The following is a 20,785-nucleotide window of genomic DNA, read 5'->3' on the forward strand; positions in this document are numbered from 1 at the left end:
GGATAAGAAAGTGGGATAAAAAGTAAACGAAAAATGCACAGAAATGATGCATCACCAGGGGCGCTAACAACGCTAAAAAAACCATATCGTACGCCAACACTAATACCCGTCATAAAAGTCCGAAATTTAGTTACCCAGTTCCAACTTTAGTGGGAAATTACCCTCAGATAAGCGCCGAACTCGATCAAGCTCACACTTTCACTACCTCCAAATTGGTAGCTTGATCACCAGAAAAGAACACAACTTAATCTTTACAAGCAAATAGGTGGATTTTATGGCTGCTAAATTTTTTATTCCTTCTGTCAACGTATTAGGCCAAGGCGCAGTGGATGATGCTATCGGTGACATCAAAACCTTAGGCTTTAAACACGCACTCATAGTGACAGATAAACCCTTAGTCAAGATTGGCTTAGTGGGTGAAGTGGCCGAAAAACTCGGTCAAAATGGCATTACCTCCACCATCTATGATGGCGTACAACCTAACCCAACAGTGACCAACGTCGAAGCGGGTTTAGCCCTGTTAAAAGCCAACAAGTGTGATTTTGTGATTTCACTCGGCGGCGGATCACCCCATGATTGCGCCAAGGGTATCGCCCTTGTTGCCACCAATGGTGGCAGCATTAAAGACTATGAAGGGTTAGATCAATCCGCAAAACCACAGTTGCCGTTAGTGGCCATTAATACGACGGCAGGTACTGCCAGTGAAATGACGCGCTTCTGTATCATTACCGACGAAGCCCGACACATTAAAATGGCGATTGTCGATAAACACACCACGCCTTTGCTGTCGGTCAACGACCCTGAGTTAATGCTGAAAAAGCCTGCGAGCCTCACGGCCGCAACCGGTATGGATGCACTGACTCACGCGGTTGAAGCCTATGTGTCTATTGCTGCCAACCCGATCACCGACGCCTGTGCGATCAAGGCCATGGAATTGATTCAGGCTAACTTAGTCAACGCGGTTGAAAACGGTCAAGACATCAACGCCCGTGAACAAATGGCCTACGCCCAATTCTTAGCGGGTATGGCGTTTAACAATGCCAGCTTAGGTTATGTGCATGCGATGGCGCACCAATTAGGCGGTTTCTACGATCTGCCCCACGGTGTGTGTAACGCCCTGCTGCTGCCCCATGTGCAGGAATATAACGCCCAGGTCGTCCCTGCACGCTTAAAAGACATTGCCAAGGCTATGGGTGTGGATGTGTCTGCGATGACAGATGAGCAAGGTGCCAGTGCGGCGATAGCGGCAATCAAAAAGCTGTCTGTTGCGGTTAAGATCCCTGAAAACCTGACCTTATTAGGCGTGAAAGCGGAAGATATTCCAACACTTGCGGATAACGCGTTAAAAGATGCCTGTGGATTCACCAATCCAAAACAAGCGACCCATGCGGAGATCTGTCAGATCTTCACTAATGCGCTGTAATTGTGCGCTGTAATCGCCATACCTTACCAATCGCAAGTTAGCACACTACAATCGTGCGCTAACTTGCTGGATAACGACTTATTGTCCTGCTAGTGCGTAAACACGACTTCATCCTCCAATGAATTCGTTTTAGGCTCCAATAGTGCACAGATTATTGCTGCACTATTGGGGCCTTTTTTACACCTGTATCAACAAGATGGCGAGGTAAGTTGCTATCTTAAAAATTAAGTAACAAAAACCAACATAAAACTCAGTGTCTATGCACCTTTGCACTGACAAAACACTCACAAATCAGCATATTCAAGAAGAAAGGATCTGAACCTAAAATATTCATAGCAAAATGATATAAAAAACGTGATCTCTGTGGGTTACAGACTGTTACAGATCCGATAAGATGGCCCCAGTTCGCTTTTTCCCTGCAAAAGATGAAGCCAGCTGAGAGGCCCGTTCTAACGAATGGGCCTCTGTCCATTCTGCCTTCTGCGTTTCCTCTGCGACAACTTATGCTGCCACTTAATCGTATTGCGCCCACCAAAGCCTAATTAACCTATTTACTCCGCTGTTCGCTCTTTTTATCAATAAGACTTACTGACGACCAAGTTGTTGCTTTATTAATCAGTAATTCAGCAAAAGCGAAACTTCACCCAAAACTGAGATCTAGCACAAAGTTATTGGCATAAAACTCATGCTAAATAGAGACATGACAGATTAAGTAAATGGTTAATTTTCATGCAGTAACTATCCTTCTCCGTCAAAAAACATCAAGGCTATATAGACTTAATTAATGATTGACCGAATTCAAAAACGATGCCTATGATGGCAACAATATCCTCGAACAGGTAGGTACGCTATGACTGCAATCACCCATGTATATAACTACACAGTTAGATGTCCACATTACAAAGATCCTGAACATCCCGTTACTTGGTTAAATCATATTGAAATGAACCAGTCCTGTGAAATCGCGTTAAATCGCATCACTAAGTGGCACGAGCTTTCTGGGGATAAGTCCTTCGAAACAAATAAGTTTGTGGTTCGCAAAGCCGAAAATGAAGATGCCTACTTCTCGATGCAGAGTGACAGACTCAAAAATGACGGCCATGCCCTAGTCACCTTTAAAATCTTTTTAGATGATTGCTGTGACGATGCCGCACCGGAAGAAATCATGCAGCACCTGATTGAAGACTATCAACAACGCTTAGCCAAACTCGAATAATCTTTGCAGTATTATTTAGCGACCTTAGACGCCAGTGCGCAAAACGCCACTGGCGTTTTTATTTGCTGAATTTATAAAACTTAAACTCCGACGTCATTTCGCCCCATCTGCTCCACACCTCTTGCTCAAACTTGCCTAAAGACATTACGACAGCGATTCGGCAAATAATGGTGCCATAGCGTGATTAAGCTCAAGATCTGTTATATTGTCCCGAATGTTATTTGGCACTGTAAAAATGGCAGGGCTCAGTAAATTGAGTTACGAACTTAAATTGAGGATTAGCATCACAATGAATAAAGCGACGCTCATTATTATTCCTTTATTGCTCGCTACATCCGCCTGTGCGGATTTAAAGGACGCAGGCCGTGCCATCGGCACAACCACTAAAGATGTCACCACTGAGATAGGCCACGCGACCCGAGACACCACCAAAGCCATAGGTCATGCCTCACGGGATGCCGTCAAATCGGTAAAAGAAGATTTAACCAAAGACTAATTACAGTGACGCCTAGGCGTCACAGTCTGTTTTAAGTATCTTATCTATTCAAACGTCACGCATTTCAAGCTCCGCGCCCGCTAAGCCGCATTCGCCCGAATACCATGGGGCACAGGCAATCCTTGGGCATTCACATGCACAAACACCATCTTATCTATGCTCACCACCGGCGCCTGCGTCATCTTATTACGCACTTGGCAGCTTACGGTAATCGAACTGTGGCCGAGGCTCACCAGCTCCAGACCAAACTCGATCACATCACCTTGATGCGCTGGCGTCATAAAGTTGATTTCAGAAATCAGCTTAGTCACATGGCTGGTGCTCTTCATCTGGCAGGCAGCGAAAATCGCGGCCTCCTCGTCTATCCAACTGAGCAACTGACCGCCAAACAGCGTATTTGCTGGATTTAAATGTTCAGGTTTAACTAAACGGCGACTGTAATATTTCATGGCGGTGACCTCAATGTGAATGCCAACAATCAGCTTTAATGCGCTATAACTTTCCACATTATTCAGAGCATTTTTCAGGCCACAATTGATAGCCATTAAATAACAATGAGATAGCAATAAGCTGCTGTAAAATAATCCGATTACTGCACCAAGTCGTATCAGAGTTGCACCATATTAATCAGCGCGATAATGAACCAATAAGCAAAAAAAATAGCGACTCATAGAGTCGCCAAGCTAAGACAAGCAAAACTTACTGGGTAGGAAGTTAAGTCACAAGGTTTGACTTAAAAACCCGCACAGCACATGTAGGCGAACTGCACGGGGACAACAGCTGCAAAGCAGCTAAACACAGGCTTACGGGTAACACTCTTTCATACTCGACTTGAAATTTAAGTCGCAAGATCGGTAACTCATCACAGTCCGCTCTTGCCCTCTATTTCGAGTTTTTAACCACGCCTCACCAGATACATCAGCATAAGGCGTGCTAAGGAGTGATCCACAATCACAATGGATCATCCTAAGCGCTGCTTACTGCTTAAAACTGCTCTTCTTCGGTAGAGCCAGTCAGCGCGGTAACCGATGAATGACCACCTTGAATAACCGTCGTCACTTGGTCGAAATAACCAGTACCGACCTCCTGCTGGTGGGCAACGAAGGTATAACCCTTCTTGGCCGCAGCAAACTCAACTTCTTGAACTTTCTCAACATAGTGCTTCATGCCTTCGCCACGAGCATAGTCGTAAGCTAAATCAAACATGTTGTACCACATGTTATGAATACCAGCTAACGTGATGAACTGGTACTTATAACCCATGTCTGACAACGCCTGTTGGAAGCGCGCGATAGTGGCATCATCTAAGTTTTTCTTCCAATTGAAAGACGGTGAACAGTTATAGGCGAGCAGTTGATCTGGGTACTTAGCATGAATCGCTTCGGCGAAAATTCGCGCCTCTTCTAAATCTGGCTTGGCGGTTTCACACCAAATCAAATCGGCGTACGGCGCATAGGCTAAACCGCGAGAAATCGCTTGGTCAAGGCCGGCTCTAACCCGATAGAAACCTTCAGTAGTACGCTCTCCAGTGACGAAATCACGATCGTATGGGTCACAATCTGAAGTCAGCAAATCGGCTGCGTTCGCATCCGTACGGGCAATAACCAAGGTTTCTACACCGCTCACATCTGCCGCTAAACGGGCGGCGACTAACTTCTGTACCGCCTCTTGGGTTGGTACTAATACTTTGCCGCCCATGTGACCACATTTCTTCACTGACGCTAACTGATCTTCAAAATGAACACCGGCAGCGCCTGCATCGATCATCGACTTCATCAGTTCGAAGGCATTTAATACGCCGCCAAAGCCCGCTTCTGCGTCAGCAATAATTGGCAGAAAGTAATCAACAAATTTTTCATCTTCTGGATTAACGCCATTGCCCCACTGAATTTGGTCAGCGCGACGGAATGAGTTATTGATGCGTGACACCACAGCTGGCACTGAGTTAGCTGGATATAAAGATTGATCTGGGTACATAGTGCCGGCTAAGTTAGCATCGGCTGCCACTTGCCAACCTGAAAGGTAAATCGCTTCGATACCCGCTTTCGCCTGTTGTACCGCTTGACCACCCGTTAACGCACCCAATGAATTCACATAGCCTTTTTTAGCGCCACCGTTAACCAATTCCCATAACTTAGCAGCACCGCGCTTAGCGATAGTATTCTCAGGCACGATTGAACCGCGAAGTGCAACCACTTCTTCCGCGGTGTAAGGACGACGCACGTTTTTCCAACGTGGGTTTTCTGCCCAATCTCTCTTGATTGCATCAATCTGCTCTTGACGTGAAGTCTGAGTCGTTGCCTTAGTCATAGTGTCGCTCCTTTCTCTTTGATGTTGTAGCTATCATGAAACTGCCCCCCAGTTTCACTCTGCTAAATTGTTTGGTTGGCGGTAGCCCCGCCACAGCTAAATCTGATTGATATAAAACGGTTCAAGCAAATGGGTTCATCCTAGGCAGTCAGCATTTCGTAACCGGGTAAGGTTAAGAAATCGACCAGCTCGTCGGAGGTGGTAATGTCTTCGAGCAATACCGCCGCTTGGGTGAATTTGCCATGGGTGAATCTGTCGCTACCCACTTCTTTTTTCACGTTCGACAGCTCTTCAACCAACATGTCTTTAAAGAGTTGTTTGGTCACTAATTTGCCGTTTGACAGCGACTTACCATGTTGGATCCATTGCCAAATTGATGCTCTAGAGATCTCAGCCGTAGCCGCATCTTCCATTAAGCCGTAAATAGGTACACAACCGTTGCCGCTGATCCACGCCTCTAAATACTGCAGGGCGATACGAATGTTCAGACGCATCCCTTGTTCCGTGCGCTCACCGTCGCAGGTTTTAAGTAACTCGCTGGCAAGGATCGGCGCATCGACATCACGGGTAATATGTAATTGATTACAGTGATCTTGGCCTATGTATTCGTTGAAAATCCCCATAGCGGTGTCGGCAAGGCCAGGGTGCGCTACCCAAGTGCCATCGTGGCCGTTACGCGCCTCAAGCTCTTTATCCTTACGCACCCGCTGCAATACGGCTTCGTTCTGAGCAGGATCTTTAGCAGGAATAAAGGCTGCCATGCCGCCCATCGCTAAGGCACCGCGTTTATGGCAGGTCTTAATCAAGAGTCTTGAATAAGCGCTTAAGAAAGGCGTATCCATAGTGACGGCTTGGCGATCCGGTAAGACTCGGTCGCCATGACGCTTTAATGTCTTGATATAGCTGAAGATGTAATCCCAACGACCACAGTTGAGCGCGACGATATTGGAACGCAGTTCATAGAGAATTTCGTCCATTTCGAATACCGCAGGCAAAGTCTCAATCAAGCAAGTACATTTAATCGTGCCCGCTTGCAGACAGAATCTGTCCTCAACAAAAGCAAACACTTTTGCCCACCAGCGCGCTTCAATATGACTTTCTAACTTAGGAATATAAAAATATGGACCACTGCCCTTGGCCAAAAGCTGGCGGTAGTTGTGGTAGAAATACAGGGCGAAATCAAACAGTGAGCCAGGAATCGCTTTTCCATTAAACTGCACGTGTTTTTCTTTAAGGTGCAGACCACGAACGCGGCAGATAAGCACTGCAGGATTTGGCCCTAATTTATAGTGCTTACCCGTGTCCGGCGCTGTGTACTCAATATCACCACGCACGGCATCACGTAGATTGATTTGACCTTCGACGACTTTTTCCCAGCTCGGTGCTAAGGAATCTTCAAAGTCGGCCATAAACACTTTGGCGTTGGCGTTGAGTGCGTTAATCACCATTTTACGTTCAACGGGACCTGTGATTTCCACGCGGCGATCGAGTAAGTCATCGGGAATACCACGAATCTGCCATGCACCATCACGGATAGCGCGGGTTTCAGGCAGAAAGTCAGGTAATGATCCTTTATCAATACGTGCTTGTTTATCTTTACGTTTAGCGAGTAAGGCAGGTACTTCGTCGGCAAACTCACGACAAAGGGATTCGAGTAAGGCGACAGCCCCTTCGGTAAATATGACTTCTTGGCCTGGAATGTCACGACCCACAATATTAAGCGTGGCGTTTGCTGTAGCTTTACCCAGTGTCGAATTCAATTGCTGTTCACTCAAAGTGTGTTCCGTCATCTTGATGCCCTCCCAAGAGGCTCCACTATCACAGGCTTAACGCTGACATATAAAGCAGTAGCATCCCCAATCACCACTGCTTATAAACTCACCAAAAAACCATCAAATGTTTGTTTAGAACTAAAACTTACCGACAAACGTTTGTATTTGCAACAGTCCAAGATTGACAAAAACATGCATTAACCTAAGTAAAAACCATGCTAAAATTGGTCTGACCAAGCAATAAAATAAACAACAAATAACTGATAAATATGTAATTAAACATTTTAATCACATATGACAATTGCAGTTAAATGAAACTTGTCGGACAACTTTACCAACCACCATGCCAAGTAATTAATTACGTAATTAAATAACTAATAGTAAATTTATTATTACATCATTTTTACTCTATTAGACCTAAGTAGAAAATGCTCAATGTTTTGAACTAACCTAGAGGTAAGTTAGATAAATTCATATAAATCATAATGATAAAGACTTTTGCCATTGTCACAAATTAAAACGACCGTTTCATTTTGACGTTTACGTAAACGAAATAAGTGTCATGTGCGATTAAAACTAAGTACCAGGTTGCGTTTCCCGATCAACAAGGTGGGATGTGATGGTTAACTCAAAAAATAAATTACTTTTTTATAAAAAAAATGAAACAAATTTGACATTACAGCGGGATGGAGCTTAGACGCGACTTTTTATGAAGCTTTTATCCTGCGAGAACCCATACCTTACTTCCTCAAATACATGCCTTTTCGTAACACTTATTCGCAGCACTGCACATTTCAACCACGACATCTGAAACATATGTTGCCAACTTAAATGCAAATCATTACTATTCGCGACCTATTTATTTGGGGGAACCATTAATGAAATCATTTCGTTTGTCACTAACTGCACTCGCCTGCCTTTCCGTTTTATCGCAAACTGCATCCGCCGAAGCTAACTCGGTATCAGCAAATACTGAAGCCAACGTTGAGCGCATCACGGTTTATGGCAGACAAAACTCAGTGGTGAAAAATTCAGGGCTAGCGACTAAATCAGACATGTCTCTCATGGAAACCCCTGCAGCTGTAGTGATTGTTGACCAAGAACTGATCGAAACCCAAGGTACAGATAATCTGCAAGACTTGATCCGTAACATCAGTGGTGTGACTCAAGCGGGTAATAACTATGGCATCGGTGACAACATAGTCATCCGTGGTTTAGGCGCAAATTACACCTATGACGGTATGTATGGCGGTGCTGGCCTTGGTAACACTTTCAACCCCACGCGCTCTTTAACCAACGTTGAATCCGTAGAAGTATTAAAAGGCCCAGCGACTGGACTCTATGGCATGGGGAGTGCTGGCGGCGTCATCAATTTAATTGAGAAAAAACCGCAATTCGAGTCAAAAAACAAATTTACCGCCGAAGTTGGGCAATGGGATACCTACTCCCTTGCTCTGGATAGCACGGGCGGTCTGAGCGATGATGTCGCCTACCGTTTAGTGGCAAAATCCGGCCGCAGTGATGGCTATCGCGATATAGGTACAGACAGAGACGAAATCTATGGCGCCTTGAAATGGGTATTAAGTGATAGCCAAGATTTAATGCTTTCAGGTGCTTACATCAAAGATGCTATTGCCGTTGACTCTATTGGCCACCCGATTCGAATTTACAATGCCGATTCAGTCGGCGGTAAGAGCGCGGGCGAGGTCACGTGGCAAGATCTGGTTAATGATCCCAACGGTAATGGTCTACAACTCACCGATGCACAGCGTCAGCAGTTAGCGGCCTCGTTATCGGGCGCTGACGGCTTAAGGCCCTATTCGTTTGGTGATGCAGGGCTGATTTCACCCATGGCGAAGGACAATGAAGGCGAAGAGTTAAGATTTAAACTAACCCATAATATTTACTTCAACGATAATCTGTTTCTTAATCAGCAATTACAGTATCGCGACTACACTTCAGGCTTCGCCCGCCAAACAGGTGCTTATAACTACGTCTACTGGAAACAAGGCAAAAACCCGATCAACGCTGATCCCCGCGCGCCATTAGTTGAAAACGGCGTACTTTATCCTTTTGCTGCAAGACGTCAGGAATACCGTAAAGTGGATGCCGACGAGACTTCGTGGCAGTACTTTGCCGATTTACGTTATGACTTCCAAATTGGCAATATAGACAATGAATTATTGGTCAATGCCAACTACGAAGACCGTAATATTCGCTTCCAGCAATATTCTATCTTCGATGCCGATCAAATCTATAAAAACAAAGATGGCAAAATCATTTACCAAGGATCTCTGCCTTATATATACGACATCCGCAATCCTAACTGGGGCACAGGTAAATTCGAGGACTATGACCCACTCAAAACAGCGAACTATGACAAAAAAGTCAGCGCTTGGGGCGTAGGTTTACAACATGTCAGTTATCTGCCATACGGCTTTACCACGCGTATTGGTGTTGCCTTTAATGAGATTAAACAAGCCTATGAGCACTTTGGTGTTGATCCACGCTATAGCACTAGCCAATCCCAAGCGACACCAGAAGCCGATACCACAGATAACGGTATGACCTATAACCTAGGGTTAACCTACATGCCAATTGAGGATTTATCATTTTTCATCAACCATTCTAAAGGGCGCACCGCTTACAGTGTACTTGATGCAGTAAAAGATAATGCTACCGACCGAGATGATTCAGAATCAATTAGCAATGATCTAGGTATGCGCTTTAAAGCATTTGAGGATCAATTGCTTGGCTCACTGGTATTCTTTAAAAGCTCGCGTACTAATGTCGCCTATAACAACCCTGATTATACCAATGGCATATTAACCCCTAATATTCCCGTATATTTTTACGATGGCAGCGAAGATACTCAGGGGGTCGAACTCGATCTCAATGCCCACCTGAATGATCAATGGCGCGTTAACCTTAATGGCATGTACCAAGATGCAAGGGATAAGCAAAACCCGAATGACGTCGCAAATTACGACAGCCGTCAAAAAGGTGTGCCTTATGTCACCGCCAGTGCTTGGGTTACCTATGGCGCGGATTGGTTTAGATTATCAAACCCAATCGAGCTGAGCCTTGGTGCAAAATTTGTCGATGATCGCAGTACGCACTCAAGCTCATTTGGTATTCCAGACGGTTATGTGCCTAGCTATACCGTCGTTGACTCGGCGGTGAGCTACAACGCGGATTCTTGGAAAATCCAGCTGAACATCAATAACCTTTTCAATAAAGACTATTACAGTAAAGCCATGTTCCTCGGTGGTATGCCGGGTGAAGAACGCAACGTCAAACTGCAATACAGCTATAGCTTTTAACACTTAAACATCAGCGTTAAATTTGATGTTGTAAACCAATAAAAAAGAGAGCATTTATGCTCTCTTTTTTATATCCAAATCAGAGTGACAACATTAACTCACATTCTCCCTATCGCCACGCATGAGGGATTCCAACTCTGCCTTACCCTTATTCGATAGATTGATTAACGTCGCCAAATCATTTTGATGGGCTGCGCTAGCAATCACCAGTTTCTTATCATGTTCAGCAAAGATTTTTACCCGCTCATTGGCTTGTACCTGCGATAAACCTAGACCTTGGAGAATCTTCTCACTGGCCGATAGCGCCGAACCAAAGGTCTCACGAAACACATCCGTCACCCCAAGGCTCATCAAACGATAAGCATGGTTACGGTCCCTCGCCCGCGCGACTATGTTGATATGGGGAAAATGTGTTTTCACTTGCTGAGCAATTTCAATGGAATCCTCAACACTGTCCACGGCAAGCAATAATAATCTAGACCGAGCAATCCCCGCCGACATCAACATGTCTAAGCGTCTGGCATCACCAAAATACACTTCACCACCGTATTTACGAATAACATCCACATGACTCGCATCCTTATCCAATGCGACAAAAGGGATACCTGATGAGGCCAAAATACGACCCGTGATCTGGCCTACTCGACCAAATCCAGCAATCACCACTTCAGATTCGGTGACATTAATCGTATCTGGCAGACGAGTATCCACCACTTTGGCTTTAGTTGCTCGGAACAAAGTAAACAATAGAGGCGTTACTGCCATAGACAAACCAATAGCAAGCACAAGGACTTGCGCAATTTTATCGCCGACAATACCAGATAGCTGCGCCTGAGATAAAAGCACAAAGGCAAATTCACCGCCTTCTGCAAGGATCAACCCCAATGCAATACTCGGTCGCCATTTGTGGTGCCGAATGCGACCCAACACCATAAGCACAAAGGTTTTAATCAGCAACATAGCCATTAAAATACCCAGAATAAGTAACGGATCAGATATCAATAATTTCAAATCCATACTCATACCGACAGCCATGAAAAACAGCCCAAGCAATAAGCCTTTAAAAGGTTCTATGTCAGTTTCGAGCTGGTGCCGATAACTTGAGTTAGCGAGCATAATACCCGCCAAAAATGCCCCCATACCCGCGGAAAGCCCCAACCACTCCATTAACTCAGCGCTACCCATGACCAGCAATAATGCAAAAGCGGTCAGCACTTCACGCACCCCACTGCTTGCCACTAGTTTAAGGAATTTAGGCAGTAAATATTTCCCCACTAACACAAAACCAACGAGCGCAAGACACGTCCAGTACCAAGGCACCGCATGATGTTCAATCTGAGCAGAATTGGGCGCCAAATATGCTGTCAGCAGCAACATAGGGATAACCGCAAGATCTTGCATTAACAAGACCCCAAAAGCATCACGTCCAAGTGGGGTTGTAAGCAACCTATGCTCACTCATTAACTGCACGGCAAAGGCTGTCGATGATAAAGATAGCGCGGCGCCAACCACTAAAGCCGCCTCAATAGACAAGCCAAAGCCCCAAGCCAAACCTCCAATCGCAGCCCATGACAACAACAGCTGACCACTGCCTAAACCAAAGATTGCACTGCGAAGTTCCCATAATTTACTTGGATTCAATTCGAGTCCAAGTACAAACAGCATAAGTACCACACCTAACTCGGCAAAATGCAACACGGCTGCAGGATCAGAAACCAACGCCATACCACCTGGGCCTAAAATAATCCCTGCGGCCAAATAGGAAAGAATAGGGCCCGCGCCAAAACGTTTACCCAAGGGAACAAAAATAACCGCCGCCAATAAAAATAGCAGCACCGACGTGAGTAAACTCGACTGTTCCATGAAGGCTCCAACGGAAAAAGGAATGCGCATTGTTCTATGTAAGGACCCAGCAATAGCTAGGCAATTATCAGCTATGATATCCCATTTATTTATTAACAAGGTCAAGGCAATTCATTAAAAATGAGAAATTTTTGATACGAAAAACACTTAAGCGTAGGGGAAATCAACTGGAGTAACAAAGCAGAGTAAAAGTGCGCTTAAAGACACCTTAGACTGTTATTGCATTTTAGTGAGTGGTTGCAAAATAAAAAACGAGCAATAACTAAGGAAGGATAAAACCAGTAAGGGCTTGCCAACTCTGGATGAGACTAAATGCTCACTCGACTTACATTACACAGAGGGCGATGTGATATGACGCCGTAAATCAGTCGCCTGCTTGTTACATTTTAATATGTCAGAATAGCGTACTACGGTGTTGCGGCCATTGGCCTTAGCGGCATAGAGCGCCATGTCGGCTCGGTGGAATAATGGATCCAAACTCAGATCATCAGCCATTAAACCGCTCACGCCAAAACTCGCCGTTATGACGAACTTATGCCCTGAATGTTGGGTATCAATGGCCTCGATACGAGCTCGACATTGCTCCGCCACTTCCATGCCTTTCGCTTCATCGGCATAGGGTAATAAAATTGCAAACTCCTCACCGCCGATACGAGCAAAAACATCACCATTTCGGATATGGGATTTAAGGGAGTCAACCACCTTTTTAAGCGCCCAATCGCCAGTTCCATGACCAAAAGAATCGTTGATACGTTTGAAGAAATCTAAATCGAATAAAATGACACAGAAATCCCCGCTACGAGCCGTGGCTTGCACAAAAAGGTTTTCTCCCAACTCTTGCCCTGCACCACGATTCAATATGCCTGTTAAGGCATCCATTCTCGCCATACGCATAAACTTACGTTTCTGCATCTGACCTACGGCTAACAAAATCCCAAGGAAGAATAGCCCACCCACTAGAATAGTGATAAACATCAGCATATTGGTGTATTCCCGCTCTTTTACCATTTGCTGAGCGATGTAAAGTTCACGCTCTTTATTGAGTAAGTTGATTTCACGCGCCTGTTCATCGGCATTAAACTTAGCCGCCTGATAAGCGAGAGTTTTCATTCTAGATTGGTCAAAAATCAATTGATTATAATATTGTTCTTTTCTTGTGTATTCATAGGCTTGCTCAAATTGTTTATCCGCCGCCATCAGTTCGGCAAATACCTTATATGCAATATGCTTATATTCGATGTAGCTATTATCATCGGGGAATGAAAGCACTTTAACGGCGTGACTTTTCGCTTGAACCTGCTCACCCATGGCAAAGTAATTCTCGGCAAGTAGTGCATGCACATGGCTAATTTCTAACTGAAATTGAAAAGCTTCATACCCTTTTAAGGCTAATAGCAGAATCACTCTCGCGCCTAAAAAGTCGCCCCGATCCTGCAAAACCATAGCTTTGCCTTTCATCGACATAGTCGCCAGAAGGGGGAATTGCTTCGCATCACAGTATTGACGGCTATCTTCGAAGGCATCGAAGGCGTCGGGATTTTTCACGCCGAGTAAATAAATAGCGCGCAGCAATTTGGCATGGCAAATATCGCGGACATCGGTTTCCTTTGCGAGTTGTAACACCTTATTGGCATAAAGGCCCATATCGCTATAAGCGTCCATTTCGGAATAAATATTGGCAATTCTTAGATATGAGTGCCGTTTAATCGTGACATCATCAATATTCACCACTAAGGCTAATGCTTGAGCAACTGCAGCCAAGGCTTTGTCATAGTCACGTATCCCTATATATACCGTGGCTTTGTAACTATAAACTGACGCCAATAAATCAGTATTTGGCACTAAGGTTTCGGCTTGGTGTAGATCATCTAACGCTTTAGTATATTCACCGATGAAAAAATAACCTATCGCTCTATCTATCCTCAGTCGTCCTTGTTGTATTGTAGTTAAACGACTGAATTCTTTCTCATATTCGGCAAGCTTTTTCTGCGCAGCACTAAGATCAGATTGCAGTAATACATCAAGCTCATTGAGTGCCTGATCAAAATCGAGAGAGTTAGCCATCAAAGCTGTCGAACACAAGGCGAAGATGGCTAATAGGGCACAACGTAACCGTTTCAAGATTAGTTAATTATTACCATGATTGACTAAAACAAATGTTTGATAATTTTGGTCGCCACTCAAAACTTTTAGTTTTGTCATATCCCCTGTCATTACAGCGCTAATTTCTTCATCAGTTAACCCATGGGCGCGCATTACGGCCTCCGGGTCCTGTTGATACGCTTCCATCAGTTGTGCATCTTGACCTAACTGGGTAAAAAAATCCGATAATGCAGACATACCTTTCCTTATTTATATGATGACTCCCGAATTCAGCTCAGAAGTACAGCACTCACAATTAGCCTAAATCTTCAGGTCTAATGCCTAATTTAGTTAAAATAGCATAGTTGTATTCGAGTTTTTTTGCTGGCGGGATCAGTAAAGTACTGATCGGAGACAAGTTTGCCTCGGGCAGCTTACTCAACGGCAAATACTCAATTCTAGGGGCTTGAACTGGCAGATTAGCAGCTTCGTAGATCACCACTTGATGATCTCGCGGATACCATTGATTCAGTTGTTCAACCAAAATCTGCAGCCTGTCACTCGTAGTATGGAACTGAGTTAAGGTATGTTCACCAGCAATCGCAATTTGCCATAACAATAAATGGGTTGTCGGATCGGGCACATGATTAAAAAACATAAACTGGCTAGCTTCAAAACTTTGATGCCCAGAGCTGCCGGGGTCAATACCCAGATCAGCCCATAAACACGCCTCAGCCGAAATCCCCGGCTCCATCTTCGCTGAAAACCCTTCTGCCCTCGCCCGCGTAATCGCCATATGGGAAACACAGGCAAAGACTCCAGGATGACCATAGAGCGCACAAACGGTTTTTTTGCCAGCCCTTACGGCCTCCAATATAGAATTAACCATTTGTTCGTAGGTTTCTCGGCGATTTTTAACTTCACCATTTTGTGCATAAAACGGCTGTAAATTGATGACATTGGGATTAATTTTCTGGATCCAACGCTGCGAAAAACCATCGGGCAAGAGTGAAAACACGACATCAGCGTGCTCAATATAACTACGACTCATCACACTGATCTGTCCGGCCAGTTGTAAACCCGTACCTACGCAAACTAAAGAACCCAATGCATCTATCCCACTATTTTATTTCGAACACTGCAAACTTACGGCAAAAAACCACAGTACAAGAACACAATAAAAACATATCGGTAACTTTAATCTGATTTTAACGAGATTACTATGCTTATCGCCACACATACTGTCTATCGACTTGCTAACTAATTGCTTGGCTTTAAAGAAGAAATCGCTCACATTTACTCTTTTTCCCAATCCAGCCAACAGTAAACCTGTACGGCTCTGACGCCGAAAATCATACTCATAGCCCCATATGACTTCAGCGAATAAATATCCTTAAAGATTGAGAACTAAAGCCAACATACTGGGTCGAAAAGTCACACAATTCGATCTATGACGGCAGCAAAGCCCGATTGCCCTTGTCATGAGGGGGAATGCTTGGGTATTATGGCCGCCAGATTTTCAGAAGTAGCGCATACAATGATCAATAAAAAGCAAAGTCTTACCCTACTGGGCGCTGTGGCGCTCTCTGTTTCACTCAGTGCCTGTAGCGTGTTCGATTGGTTGATTTATAAGCCCGATATTCCACAGGGCAACTACATGGAACCGCAACAAGTTGAAAAGTTGCGCATTGACATGACCAAAGAACAAGCCGAATACATTCTCGGCCGTCCGGTATTACGAGATAGTTTTGCTGACGATACTTGGTACTATGTGTATCACTACAAGAGTGGGCGTGATGCCAGCATTACGCATAAAGAACTCATACTGCACTTTACGGGCGATAAACTTACCTCAGTGAAAGGCGATTATGAACTGAGCAAAGAATTTAGTACGCCGCTAGAACAAAGCAGCTTGCCAACAGGTAATAAAACTGAGCTAGTGCCACAAATTCCAGCACAGCGCGCCGATGAAAAGCCATTAGTGAAAGAAAATCAAGCTGAAGCGCAAGTTCAAAAACCAATTAAGTAATATCCTAAACTTTGCTTATGCTCTTCTCAGTCAATCAAATACAAAAAAGCGCCCAAGGGCGCTTTTTTATTGAGCTATGATGTCAGTATTTAAGCCCGTCCGCCCGTCACTTTATTCGCGCGGCCTTCATCTTTAGCTTTATCTGCTCGGCGACGACGCACATCCTTAGGATCAGCAATCAAAGGACGATAAATCTCAACCCTTTGCCCCGGTAAAATCACTTGGTCATGCTTAACCACATTACTAAACACACCGAGCTTAACCGTCTCTAAATCGATCTCAGGAAAAAAACTCACTATGTTACTTAAACGCACCACCTCAATCGCTGACGTGCCAGGATTCACATTCACCGAAATCACTTTTTGCTGTGTAGGCAAGGCATAAACCACATCAACTACAAACTTATCTGTCTCATTTGTCACTGTAAATCACCTTAGCGCGACTCGTAAATGCCGTCACCATTGATACCATAAGATCATTAAACACTTTACCAAAGGCCATATCGGCTAACGAGCTTGAAAACTCAAAACTCAGCTCGAATTCTACCTTGCAGGCCTCTTCAGTCAGCTCAGTAAAACGCCACTGCCCCAATAAATGCTTAAAGGGCCCATTTTCCAATGTTAAATCAATACTCTTACCAGGAACCACTTGGTTGCGAGTCGTAAATGTCTTACGGATCCCCGCTTTACTCACATCAACAGATGCCAGCATAGTCTTGCCATCAAATTCTAAGACTTTACCACCCACACAACCGGGTAAAAACTCCTTATACGACTCGACATCATTCACTAAGTCATACATTTGCATCGCACTAAAACGGACTAACACACTTCGAGAAATTTGCGGCATAGGACTTAGTACTCTTCACTAACGTATTCACAGCGACCTAAGCAAACTCAAACGCACGAAAATAACGCACGTGCAATAAACAACTTAGGCCAGCAATCAAAATTTGCACGGATTTTATCACGATACGTAAAAAACGCACCCCTTGTGCACTTAGGCTGATACTTAACACCCTAATCACGTTCAAAAAACCAGCAACAACACGATAGAGGCTTGAAATTAACTAAATAAACCCTTATATCAATACCAAATTGATTCACCGTGCGTATAATGGCGCCACTATGGTAAAGAAAAATTCAAGCAAAGCCGCGCCTGCGACTATCGCACGTAATAAGCGCGCAACCTTCGAATACCGTTTCGAAGAGAAAATGGAAGCCGGCCTATCCCTTATGGGATGGGAAGTGAAATCTATCCGTATGGGTAAGGTCAACTTGTCCGACTGTTACGTATTCCTGAAAAATGGCGAAGCCTTTATGCATGGCTGCACCATTATTCCCTTGAATACGGCATCGACACACGTTGTCTGCGATCCCCTACGCTTGAAAAAGCTGCTACTCAGCCGTAAAGAGCTAGATAAACTAGCGGGCTTAGTTGAGCGCCAAGGCTACTCTATCATTCCTATCTCAATGTACTGGCGTAAAGGTGCATGGGTGAAAGTGGAAATTGGTCTAGGTAAAGGTAAGAAAGATCACGATAAGCGCGAAGATACTAAAGCGCGTGAATGGGAAGTTGAAAAAGCCCGCGTGATGAAAAAAGAAAAAACGCACGGATAATGAACAAACGATTGAACTTGAAGCAAATGATGCTAGGTGATCATAGTGCTACGGGTTACAATCAAATTCTTGGGGGCGATTCTGGATTCGACAGGATTCACGAAACCCTGGGAGCATGCCGAGGGGCGGTTGGCCTCGTAAAAAGCCGCACAGTTATAGTTGCAAACGACGATAACTACGCTCTAGCAGCTTAGGCTAGCTAGCCATCTGACACAGGTCTCTCAAATGGGCGGTGTATACAGATGGTCATCTTACATTTGATAGCGAGGGAACTCCGTCCGGGAGTGAACCGCGAAATAGTACCGGACTCGCCCGATGAAATCCTGTCTTTCGGAGTTTATTCGGGTTAATTAAAAGAGAGACTAAGCATGTAGTGCCTTGGATGTAGGTGTTCTGGACGCGGGTTCAAGTCCCGCCGCCTCCACCAATTTTACCAGAAGGGCTTAACCGCAAGGTTAAGCCCTTTTTGTTTGCTCTGCTCATGGAACGCAGTTTGAGATTCTATTTCCACAATTAAGCTTTGCTAGCTCGGATGGTTTGAGATTTTCTAGCTTGGGTAGTTTGAGAATGAGATATATAACTCAGATCACCAGCTTGGACTTGACCATCTAAGACATACGCATTGCTGCTAACGATTGGCTCCGCCTATACAAGATAACAACTAAACCCTATAAAAAACGGCAAAAATCAGTACGAGAAGAGTAATACAGCAAGTGCGATTGAAATCGAAATAGAAATTAAACCAATGATTAAATGTATATATCTAGATAGGAATTTGTTTTCAATCGCTTCTTCAGGGCAATTGATTGGAACACATAAACTGATCTTGTCACCGATTTGAGGTCCAAACCGAGTGTAAGCTTGTTCGTCATAATTAATCAGAGTTCCTCTTGTATAACGCTTTCCTTGCCAAAAATATTCTACAACCGGATTAATGAAAATTTGTTGGTACCTGAAATGCTCATGTTCTGGGCTGTATCTGGTATTTTCATCCAGTGAAATAATAGTCCCTTCAACGATATCGTATGTTAAAAATTGATCCTCTCTAAATCTCAATATTCCACCAATCCCGATGAGACCAAGGGTAAATGAGAACCAAGAGAATAAAATATGTCCTCCTATATCCTCAAAGACAAATGCAGCGATGATCACGGAAGGAAAAGACAAGATAAAAACCAAAAACAGCATCAATCGCTTCATACAACACCCAAAAAATTCAAAAAGGCCGAATCCTATTAAAACGCTAACTGACGGTGAAACGATAAACATGATTAACTTTACACCACTACACAAACTCCTATAAAAATTAACGCTTCTTACCGCCCAGAGCGCGCTTTTTGGCACGTTGTTTTTGAGCCGCTTTGCCGTTACGTCTAGGTTCGGTATCCATCTTATTAAAGTCGGGTTCAAAGCCAGGTAACCATTGTTGGGGTAGACGCTTGTCGAGCACAACTTCAACTTCTTCCAATAATAGGGCGTCCTCTTGACTAAAGAGGGTGATGGCAAGCCCTGCACTACCCGCTCGACCTGTGCGGCCAATACGATGAATGTAATCTTCGGCGATAAAAGGCAGCTCAAAATTAATCACGTACTTGAGCTCGACGATATCTAGGCCTCGGGCGGCAACATCCGTAGCCACTAGCACTTGAATTTTGCCTTGTTTAAATTCCTGCAAGACTTTCTCGCGCGCACCTTGGGACAAGTCACCGTGAAACGCCTGAGTGATAATATCGGCTTTATTGAGTTGCTGAACCAGTTTATCGACGCCTTGCTTAGTGCGGCTAAAAATCAGCACTTGATGCCAGTTTTTACTGCGCACCAGATGGCTGACGAGTTCGGTTTTACGGTCGGCGTCGACGGCATAAACCACTTGTTCAATTTCGGCAGCGGTCGTGTTGCGCTTGGCTACTTCAATCAACTTGGGATCGCGCAATAAGGTTTTACTTAAGCTAAAGATGGCGGCATCTAAGGTGGCAGAAAATAACAGCGTTTGTCTGTCACTCGGCACTTGCTTGAGCACGGCTTGAATTTCATCCATAAACCCCATGTCGAGCATACGGTCGGCTTCATCAAACACAAGCACGCTCAATTGCTTAAGACTCAATGCGCCTTGCCTGAGGTGATCGAGTAAGCGACCCGGTGTTGCGATTAACACATCTATCCCTGCATTAAACACAGCGACCTGCGCATCGATACTCACGCCGCCGTAGGCGATGCCGACACGGATATCGGTCCCTTTAGCGTACTTAACAAAACTCTGCTGTACCTGCACCGCCAGTTCACGTGTCGGCACTAAGACTAATGCACGTACAGGTCTCACCGCGGTTAACTCTTGCGCAGGGCTGAGTGCCAACAAATGATGCAAGATTGGCAAGGCGAACGCCGCGGTTTTACCTGTACCCGTTTGGGCGCCAGCCATCACATCCCGTTTCGCCAAGATGGCAGGGATAGCTTCTAGCTGGATAGGCGTTGGCGACTCATAGCCAAGGCTCGCTAAGGTATTCACTAATGTGGAGTTTAAGGATAAGACACTAAAAGACATTGCGGTTAACCACTGAAAATAATGACCAGAATCTTAGCAGACACAAACCCGAGCGACTAGCGCCATAGCGCTAGCCCTGTGGTTCTATCGGGTGAAACTAAATCAATTTC

17 protein-coding genes and 1 other RNA gene are annotated in these 20,785 nt (G+C 44.7%); 7 read left to right on the forward strand and 11 right to left on the reverse strand.

Translation table 11 applies throughout. The features are described 5' to 3' along the window. The first annotated feature begins 274 nt into the window (after positions 1-274). From yiaY to L5M49_RS04920, 3 genes are all read left to right on the forward strand, one after another. Positions 275-1,423: an L-threonine dehydrogenase gene (yiaY, locus tag L5M49_RS04910; protein WP_028760717.1), complete on the forward strand. Its 1,149-nt coding sequence runs from the start codon at positions 275-277 to the stop codon at positions 1,421-1,423. A gap of 850 nt (positions 1,424-2,273) precedes the next feature. Next, complete coding sequence (locus tag L5M49_RS04915; protein ID WP_006080845.1) at positions 2,274-2,639, forward strand: hypothetical protein; 366 nt, start codon at positions 2,274-2,276, stop codon at positions 2,637-2,639. A 289-nt stretch (positions 2,640-2,928) separates the two neighbouring features. Continuing rightward, a complete protein-coding gene (locus L5M49_RS04920) occupies positions 2,929-3,135 on the forward strand; it encodes a hypothetical protein (protein ID WP_006080844.1) in 207 nt (68 codons plus the stop codon). Positions 3,136-3,215: 80 nt separating this feature from the next. On the opposite strand, the gene L5M49_RS04925 is transcribed toward L5M49_RS04920, so the two are convergent. The 3 genes from L5M49_RS04925 to aceB form a co-directional block, all read right to left on the reverse strand. Continuing rightward, entirely contained in the window at positions 3,216-3,584 is a 369-nt protein-coding gene (locus L5M49_RS04925) for an acyl-CoA thioesterase (protein WP_006080843.1), read from the reverse strand. 535 nt (positions 3,585-4,119) lie between these two features. Continuing rightward, positions 4,120-5,445, reverse strand: coding sequence for an isocitrate lyase (aceA, locus tag L5M49_RS04930; protein ID WP_263265564.1), 1,326 nt, complete (start codon positions 5,443-5,445; stop codon positions 4,120-4,122). Positions 5,446-5,585: 140 nt separating this feature from the next. Further along, positions 5,586-7,235, reverse strand: coding sequence for a malate synthase A (gene aceB / locus L5M49_RS04935; protein ID WP_263265565.1), 1,650 nt, complete (start codon positions 7,233-7,235; stop codon positions 5,586-5,588). An 860-nt stretch (positions 7,236-8,095) separates the two neighbouring features. Here aceB and L5M49_RS04940 point away from each other — a divergent pair. Continuing rightward, on the forward strand, positions 8,096-10,540 hold the full coding sequence (locus tag L5M49_RS04940; RefSeq protein WP_263265566.1) for a TonB-dependent receptor: 2,445 nt from the start codon (positions 8,096-8,098) through the stop codon (positions 10,538-10,540). A gap of 93 nt (positions 10,541-10,633) precedes the next feature. Here the strand turns inward: L5M49_RS04940 and L5M49_RS04945 are convergent, their stop codons facing one another. From L5M49_RS04945 to L5M49_RS04960, 4 genes are all read right to left on the reverse strand, one after another. Further along, positions 10,634-12,403, reverse strand: coding sequence for a monovalent cation:proton antiporter-2 (CPA2) family protein (locus L5M49_RS04945; protein WP_105249794.1), 1,770 nt, complete (start codon positions 12,401-12,403; stop codon positions 10,634-10,636). Between the two features lie 330 nt (positions 12,404-12,733). Beyond that, complete coding sequence (locus L5M49_RS04950; protein WP_263265620.1) at positions 12,734-14,467, reverse strand: GGDEF domain-containing protein; 1,734 nt, start codon at positions 14,465-14,467, stop codon at positions 12,734-12,736. Positions 14,468-14,530: 63 nt separating this feature from the next. Continuing rightward, entirely contained in the window at positions 14,531-14,743 is a 213-nt protein-coding gene (locus L5M49_RS04955; protein WP_105249796.1) for a hypothetical protein, read from the reverse strand. A gap of 58 nt (positions 14,744-14,801) precedes the next feature. Further along, entirely contained in the window at positions 14,802-15,593 is a 792-nt protein-coding gene (locus L5M49_RS04960) for an SAM-dependent methyltransferase (protein ID WP_198572105.1), read from the reverse strand. A 429-nt stretch (positions 15,594-16,022) separates the two neighbouring features. On the opposite strand from L5M49_RS04960, the gene L5M49_RS04965 reads away from it, so the two are divergent. Next, on the forward strand, positions 16,023-16,514 hold the full coding sequence (locus L5M49_RS04965) for an outer membrane protein assembly factor BamE (RefSeq protein ID WP_028760727.1): 492 nt from the start codon (positions 16,023-16,025) through the stop codon (positions 16,512-16,514). An 89-nt stretch (positions 16,515-16,603) separates the two neighbouring features. Here the strand turns inward: L5M49_RS04965 and L5M49_RS04970 are convergent, their stop codons facing one another. Then, positions 16,604-16,936, reverse strand: a complete 333-nt coding sequence (locus tag L5M49_RS04970; RefSeq protein ID WP_106651167.1) for an RnfH family protein — start codon at positions 16,934-16,936, stop codon at positions 16,604-16,606. Beyond that, complete coding sequence (locus tag L5M49_RS04975; protein WP_028760728.1) at positions 16,926-17,363, reverse strand: type II toxin-antitoxin system RatA family toxin; 438 nt, start codon at positions 17,361-17,363, stop codon at positions 16,926-16,928. Before L5M49_RS04975 ends, L5M49_RS04970 begins: the two co-directional genes overlap by 11 nt. A gap of 278 nt (positions 17,364-17,641) precedes the next feature. On the opposite strand from L5M49_RS04975, the gene smpB reads away from it, so the two are divergent. Next, entirely contained in the window at positions 17,642-18,133 is a 492-nt protein-coding gene (gene smpB / locus L5M49_RS04980; protein WP_006080832.1) for an SsrA-binding protein SmpB, read from the forward strand. Between the two features lie 71 nt (positions 18,134-18,204). Beyond that, positions 18,205-18,560, forward strand: a transfer-messenger RNA (tmRNA) gene (gene ssrA, locus L5M49_RS04985). A gap of 260 nt (positions 18,561-18,820) precedes the next feature. Here the strand turns inward: ssrA and L5M49_RS04990 are convergent. After that, the gene (locus L5M49_RS04990) at positions 18,821-19,333 is read right to left on the reverse strand and encodes a hypothetical protein (RefSeq protein WP_263265567.1); all 513 of its coding nucleotides are present in this window, start codon (positions 19,331-19,333) and stop codon (positions 18,821-18,823) included. A gap of 106 nt (positions 19,334-19,439) precedes the next feature. Next, the gene (locus tag L5M49_RS04995) at positions 19,440-20,675 is read right to left on the reverse strand and encodes a DEAD/DEAH box helicase (RefSeq protein WP_263265568.1); all 1,236 of its coding nucleotides are present in this window, start codon (positions 20,673-20,675) and stop codon (positions 19,440-19,442) included. Positions 20,676-20,785: the final 110 nt, after the last annotated feature.

The organism is Shewanella sp. SM74, assembly GCF_025653725.1.
GTDB lineage: Bacteria > Pseudomonadota > Gammaproteobacteria > Enterobacterales > Shewanellaceae > Shewanella > Shewanella oncorhynchi.

Bases quoted from the DNA above. Each gene is read 5' to 3' on its own strand.
- yiaY (WP_028760717.1), top strand. From the start codon at position 275: ATGGCTGCTAAATTTTTTATTCCTTCTGTCAACGTATTAGGCCAAGGC.
- L5M49_RS04915 (WP_006080845.1), top strand. From the start codon at position 2,274: ATGACTGCAATCACCCATGTATATAACTACACAGTTAGATGTCCACAT.
- L5M49_RS04920 (WP_006080844.1), top strand. From the start codon at position 2,929: ATGAATAAAGCGACGCTCATTATTATTCCTTTATTGCTCGCTACATCC.
- L5M49_RS04925 (WP_006080843.1), bottom strand. From the start codon at position 3,584: ATGAAATATTACAGTCGCCGTTTAGTTAAACCTGAACATTTAAATCCA.
- aceA (WP_263265564.1), bottom strand. From the start codon at position 5,445: ATGACTAAGGCAACGACTCAGACTTCACGTCAAGAGCAGATTGATGCA.
- aceB (WP_263265565.1), bottom strand. From the start codon at position 7,235: ATGACGGAACACACTTTGAGTGAACAGCAATTGAATTCGACACTGGGT.
- L5M49_RS04940 (WP_263265566.1), top strand. From the start codon at position 8,096: ATGAAATCATTTCGTTTGTCACTAACTGCACTCGCCTGCCTTTCCGTT.
- L5M49_RS04945 (WP_105249794.1), bottom strand. From the start codon at position 12,403: ATGGAACAGTCGAGTTTACTCACGTCGGTGCTGCTATTTTTATTGGCG.
- L5M49_RS04950 (WP_263265620.1), bottom strand. From the start codon at position 14,467: ATGGCTAACTCTCTCGATTTTGATCAGGCACTCAATGAGCTTGATGTA.
- L5M49_RS04955 (WP_105249796.1), bottom strand. From the start codon at position 14,743: ATGTCTGCATTATCGGATTTTTTTACCCAGTTAGGTCAAGATGCACAA.
- L5M49_RS04965 (WP_028760727.1), top strand. From the start codon at position 16,023: ATGATCAATAAAAAGCAAAGTCTTACCCTACTGGGCGCTGTGGCGCTC.
- L5M49_RS04975 (WP_028760728.1), bottom strand. From the start codon at position 17,363: ATGCCGCAAATTTCTCGAAGTGTGTTAGTCCGTTTTAGTGCGATGCAA.
- smpB (WP_006080832.1), top strand. From the start codon at position 17,642: ATGGTAAAGAAAAATTCAAGCAAAGCCGCGCCTGCGACTATCGCACGT.
- L5M49_RS04990 (WP_263265567.1), bottom strand. From the start codon at position 19,333: ATGAAGCGATTGATGCTGTTTTTGGTTTTTATCTTGTCTTTTCCTTCC.
- L5M49_RS04995 (WP_263265568.1), bottom strand. From the start codon at position 20,675: ATGTCTTTTAGTGTCTTATCCTTAAACTCCACATTAGTGAATACCTTA.